Source organism: Roseateles sp. GW821-FHT09G03, from assembly GCF_059416045.1.
The window spans coordinates 1-5,522 of sequence record NZ_JBWKOK010000016.1 but is presented as its reverse complement, the minus strand read 5'-3'; the positions used below and the strand labels follow the sequence as shown (position 1 = coordinate 5,522).

The following is a 5,522-nucleotide window of genomic DNA, read 5'->3' as shown; positions in this document are numbered from 1 at the left end:
CCTGACGATGACCTACTTTCACACGGGAATCCGCACTATCATCGGCGCTGAGTCGTTTCACGGTCCTGTTCGGGATGGGAAGGGGTGGGACCGACTCGCTATGGTCATCAGGCTTGACTGGTTGGCTTGCTGAGGAGCTCAGCAGGCCCAATTCGGTAGAGTCAAATCAGCTTTGGTTTGATTGCGTCTTCAAGGATTGAAGAACGGTTTTGATCGGGCATTCCCAGCATGAGCGGGATGCGCTTCGATCTGCGTGACCACTCACCTTGACGTTTTGAGTGTCAAAGTTATAGGGTCAAGCCTCACGGGCAATTAGTACTGGTTAGCTTAACGCATTACTGCGCTTCCACACCCAGCCTATCAACGTCCTGGTCTTGAACGACCCTTCAGGGGGCTCTAGGCCCCGGCAAGACTCATCTTGAGACGAGTTTCCCGCTTAGATGCTTTCAGCGGTTATCTCTTCCGCACTTAGCTACTCGGCGATGCCACTGGCGTGACAACCGATACACCAGAGGTGCGTCCACTCCGGTCCTCTCGTACTAGGAGCAGGCTCTCTCAATCTTGCAGCGCCCACGGAAGATAGGGACCAAACTGTCTCACGACGTTTTAAACCCAGCTCACGTACCTCTTTAAATGGCGAACAGCCATACCCTTGGGACCGGCTACAGCCCCAGGATGAGATGAGCCGACATCGAGGTGCCAAACACCGCCGTCGATATGAACTCTTGGGCGGTATCAGCCTGTTATCCCCAGAGTACCTTTTATCCGTTGAGCGATGGCCCTTCCATACAGAACCACCGGATCACTTTGTCCTACTTTCGTACCTGCTCGACTTGTCAGTCTCGCAGTCAAGCACGCTTATGCCAATGCACTATCAACACGATTTCCGACCGTATTTAGCGTACCTTCGAACTCCTCCGTTACACTTTGGGAGGAGACCGCCCCAGTCAAACTGCCCACCATACACTGTCCCCAACCCGGATAACGGGCCAAGGTTAGAACCTCAAACACACCAGGGTGGTATTTCAACGTTGGCTCCACCTGATCTAGCGACCAGGTTTCAAAGCCTCCCACCTATCCTACACAGATCTGTTCAAAGTCCAATGTAAAGCTACAGTAAAGGTTCATGGGGTCTTTCCGTCTTTCCGCGGGGAGATTGCATCATCACAAACATTTCAACTTCGCTGAGTCTCTGGAGGAGACAGTGTGGCCATCATTACTCCATTCGTGCAGGTCGGAACTTACCCGACAAGGAATTTCGCTACCTTAGGACCGTTATAGTTACGGCCGCCGTTTACTGGGACTTCAGTCAAGAGCTTGCACCCCATCATTTAATCTTCCAGCACCGGGCAGGAGTCACACCCTATACGTCGACTTTCGTCTTTGCAGAGTGCTGTGTTTTTAATAAACAGTTGCAGCCACCGATTCTCTGCGGCCTCATTGGGCTAACCAAGTAAATGGATCACCTACTAAAGGCACACCTTCTTCCGAAGTTACGGTGTCAATTTGCCGAGTTCCTTCTCCAGAGTTCTCTCAAGCGCCTTAGAATACTCATCTCGCGCACCAGTGTCGGTTTGCGGTACGGTCGTCAATAGCTGAAGCTTAGTGGCTTTTCCTGGAAGCAGGGTATCACTCACTTCGTCTGCAAGCAGACTCGTTATCACCCCTCATCTAAGCCCGGCGGATTTGCCTACCAGGCACGACTACAGGCTTGAACCGGGACATCCAACACCCGGCTGAGCTAACCTTCTCCGTCCCCACATCGCACTATTGATCGGTACAGGAATATTGACCTGTTTCCCATCAGCTACGCATCTCTGCCTCGCCTTAGGGGCCGACTCACCCTACGCCGATGAACGTTGCGTAGGAAACCTTGCGCTTTCGGCGAGGGGGCTTTTCACCCCCTTTAACGCTACTCATGTCAGCATTCGCACTTCTGATACCTCCAGCAGGCCTCACGACCCACCTTCACAGGCGTACAGAACGCTCTCCTACCACGCACAGTAAACTGTGCATCCGCAGCTTCGGTAACTGGCTTAGCCCCGTTACATCTTCCGCGCAGGACGACTCGATCAGTGAGCTATTACGCTTTCTTTAAATGATGGCTGCTTCTAAGCCAACATCCTGACTGTTTTAGCCTTCCCACTTCGTTTCCCACTTAGCCAATTTTAGGGACCTTAGCTGGCGGTCTGGGTTGTTTCCCTCTTGAGTCCGGACGTTAGCACCCGGTGCTCTGTCTCCCAAGCTGTACTCTTCGGTATTCGGAGTTTGCATAGGTTTGGTAAGTCGCCATGACCCCCTAGCCTAAACAGTGCTCTACCCCCGAAGGTAATACTTGAGGCACTACCTAAATAGTTTTCGGAGAGAACCAGCTATCTCCAGGTTTGTTTAGCCTTTCACCCCTATCCACAGCTCATCCGCTAGTTTTGCAACACTAGTCGGTTCGGACCTCCAGCACCTGTTACGGTACCTTCATCCTGGCCATGGATAGATCACCTGGTTTCGGGTCTACACCCAGCGACTAATTCGCCCTATTCGGACTCGATTTCTCTACGGCTACCCTATTCGGTTAACCTCGCCACTGAATGTAAGTCGCTGACCCATTATACAAAAGGTACGCAGTCACCCTTGCGGGCTCCTACTTTTTGTATGCATGCGGTTTCAGGATCTATTTCACTCCCCTCCCGGGGTTCTTTTCGCCTTTCCCTCACGGTACTTGTTCACTATCGGTCGATTACGAGTATTTAGCCTTGGAGGATGGTCCCCCCATATTCAGACAGGATTTCACGTGTCCCGCCCTACTCTATTCGTGCCTAGTTCCACAATCGACATTTCTCATACGGGGCTATCACCCGCTATGGCCGGACTTTCCATTCCGTTCTGATATGCCAACTGCTAAAACACGAGGGCTACTCCGATTTCGCTCGCCACTACTTTCGGAATCTCGGTTGATGTCTTTTCCTCGAGCTACTGAGATGTTTCAGTTCACCCGGTTCGCCTCGCACACCTATGTATTCAGTGTGCGATACCTCTAAACGAGGTGGGTTTCCCCATTCGGAAATCTCCGGATCAAAGCTTATTTGCCAGCTCCCCGAAGCTTATCGCAGGCTATCACGTCCTTCGTCGCCTGTAATCGCCAAGGCATCCACCACATGCACTTAGTCACTTGACCCTATAACTTTGACATCCGCAGATGTCGTCAAGGACAGATGCTCAACAACTTGAGCATTTATTTGAGTATCACGCGTTCGCCGTTCTTCAATTTCTTCTCTTTTCAGAGTTGAAGTTTGTTGACGCAATCAAATGTCGCTGGCGGCACGGTGCCGCGCCCCTTTACGAAGCGCTAAGCTTTCCGCCAGCAACGCTGATTCGACTCTACGAATTGTTAAAGAACAACAGCCGACTGAAAAGTCGAGACTGGCAAACCACAGTGCCCGTTTGGACGCTGTGGTTTGCCACCCCTGTGAAGTGATTGGTGGAGGATGACGGGATCGAACCGACGACCCCCTGCTTGCAAAGCAGGTGCTCTCCCAGCTGAGCTAATCCCCCAAGATCTCAACGATCCTCGTGGTGGGTCTGGCTGGATTCGAACCAGCGACCCCCGCCTTATCAAGACGGTGCTCTAACCGACTGAGCTACAGACCCACGCGTTTCATGCGTGCTCCTGTGTCGCGCCAACCGGCAAGGCCAGCTCGCCAGGCTCACGCGTTTTCTCACTCACTGTTGTGTGTCTACAGCCGATAAGTGTGGGCGCGCTGAACTCGCTTGTGTGGACTCGACTCGATCATCCGGCCTGAGCCAGACAACGGTCTCGTCATCTCTAGAAAGGAGGTGATCCAGCCGCACCTTCCGATACGGCTACCTTGTTACGACTTCACCCCAGTCACGAACCCTGCCGTGGTAATCGCCCCCCTTGCGGTTAGGCTAACTACTTCTGGCAGAACCCGCTCCCATGGTGTGACGGGCGGTGTGTACAAGACCCGGGAACGTATTCACCGCGGCAAGCTGATCCGCGATTACTAGCGATTCCGACTTCACGCAGTCGAGTTGCAGACTGCGATCCGGACTACGACCGGGTTTCTGGGATTAGCTCCCCCTCGCGGGTTGGCAGCCCTCTGTCCCGGCCATTGTATGACGTGTGTAGCCCTACCCATAAGGGCCATGATGACCTGACGTCATCCCCACCTTCCTCCGGTTTGTCACCGGCAGTCTCATTAGAGTGCCCTTTCGTAGCAACTAATGACAAGGGTTGCGCTCGTTGCGGGACTTAACCCAACATCTCACGACACGAGCTGACGACGGCCATGCAGCACCTGTGTCCAGGTTCTCTTTCGAGCACTCCCACATCTCTGCAGGATTCCTGGCATGTCAAGGGTAGGTAAGGTTTTTCGCGTTGCATCGAATTAAACCACATCATCCACCGCTTGTGCGGGTCCCCGTCAATTCCTTTGAGTTTCAACCTTGCGGCCGTACTCCCCAGGCGGTCAACTTCACGCGTTAGCTACGTTACTGAGAAGAAACCCTCCCAACAACCAGTTGACATCGTTTAGGGCGTGGACTACCAGGGTATCTAATCCTGTTTGCTCCCCACGCTTTCGTGCATGAGCGTCAGTACAGGTCCAGGGGATTGCCTTCGCCATCGGTGTTCCTCCGCATATCTACGCATTTCACTGCTACACGCGGAATTCCATCCCCCTCTACCGTACTCTAGCCATGCAGTCACAAATGCAGTTCCCAGGTTGAGCCCGGGGATTTCACATCTGTCTTGCATAACCGCCTGCGCACGCTTTACGCCCAGTAATTCCGATTAACGCTTGCACCCTACGTATTACCGCGGCTGCTGGCACGTAGTTAGCCGGTGCTTATTCTTCAGGTACCGTCATGAACCCCCAGTATTAGTAGGAGTCTTTTCTTCCCTGACAAAAGCGGTTTACAACCCGAAGGCCTTCTTCCCGCACGCGGCATGGCTGGATCAGGGTTGCCCCCATTGTCCAAAATTCCCCACTGCTGCCTCCCGTAGGAGTCTGGGCCGTGTCTCAGTCCCAGTGTGGCTGGTCGTCCTCTCAGACCAGCTACAGATCGTAGGCTTGGTAGGCCTTTACCCCACCAACTACCTAATCTGATATCGGCCGCTCCAATTGCGCGAGGTCTTGCGATCCCCCGCTTTCACCCTCAGGTCGTATGCGGTATTAGCTGCTCTTTCGAGCAGTTATCCCCCACAACTGGGCACGTTCCGATATATTACTCACCCGTTCGCCACTCGTCGCCAGGTTGCCCCGCGTTACCGTTCGACTTGCATGTGTAAGGCATGCCGCCAGCGTTCAATCTGAGCCAGGATCAAACTCTACAGTTCGATCTTGAATAAACTCAACGGAATCGAACAAAGACTACTTTCATAGCTTCATTCATATCTTCCGTGAGCATCTAGCGATTTAACCTTCTCAGGTCGCTCGTCCAGACGCCCACGCTTATCGGCTGTAAATTCTTAAAGAACATCGAAGCAGCTTTCGCTCAAGGCCTCA

General features: G+C 53.1%; 2 tRNA genes and 3 rRNA genes. All 5 read right to left on the bottom strand.

The features are described 5' to 3' along the window. A 5S ribosomal RNA gene (gene rrf, locus AC07OZ_RS29475) occupies positions 1-112 on the bottom strand; the annotation flags it as partial. Between the two features lie 179 nt (positions 113-291). Next, a 23S ribosomal RNA gene (locus AC07OZ_RS29470) occupies positions 292-3,172 on the bottom strand. Positions 3,173-3,473: 301 nt separating this feature from the next. Then, positions 3,474-3,549 (bottom strand) — tRNA-Ala (locus AC07OZ_RS29465). 19 nt (positions 3,550-3,568) lie between these two features. Further along, a tRNA-Ile gene (locus AC07OZ_RS29460) sits at positions 3,569-3,645 on the bottom strand. A 179-nt stretch (positions 3,646-3,824) separates the two neighbouring features. After that, positions 3,825-5,353 (bottom strand): 16S ribosomal RNA (locus tag AC07OZ_RS29455). Positions 5,354-5,522 lie beyond the last annotated feature (169 nt).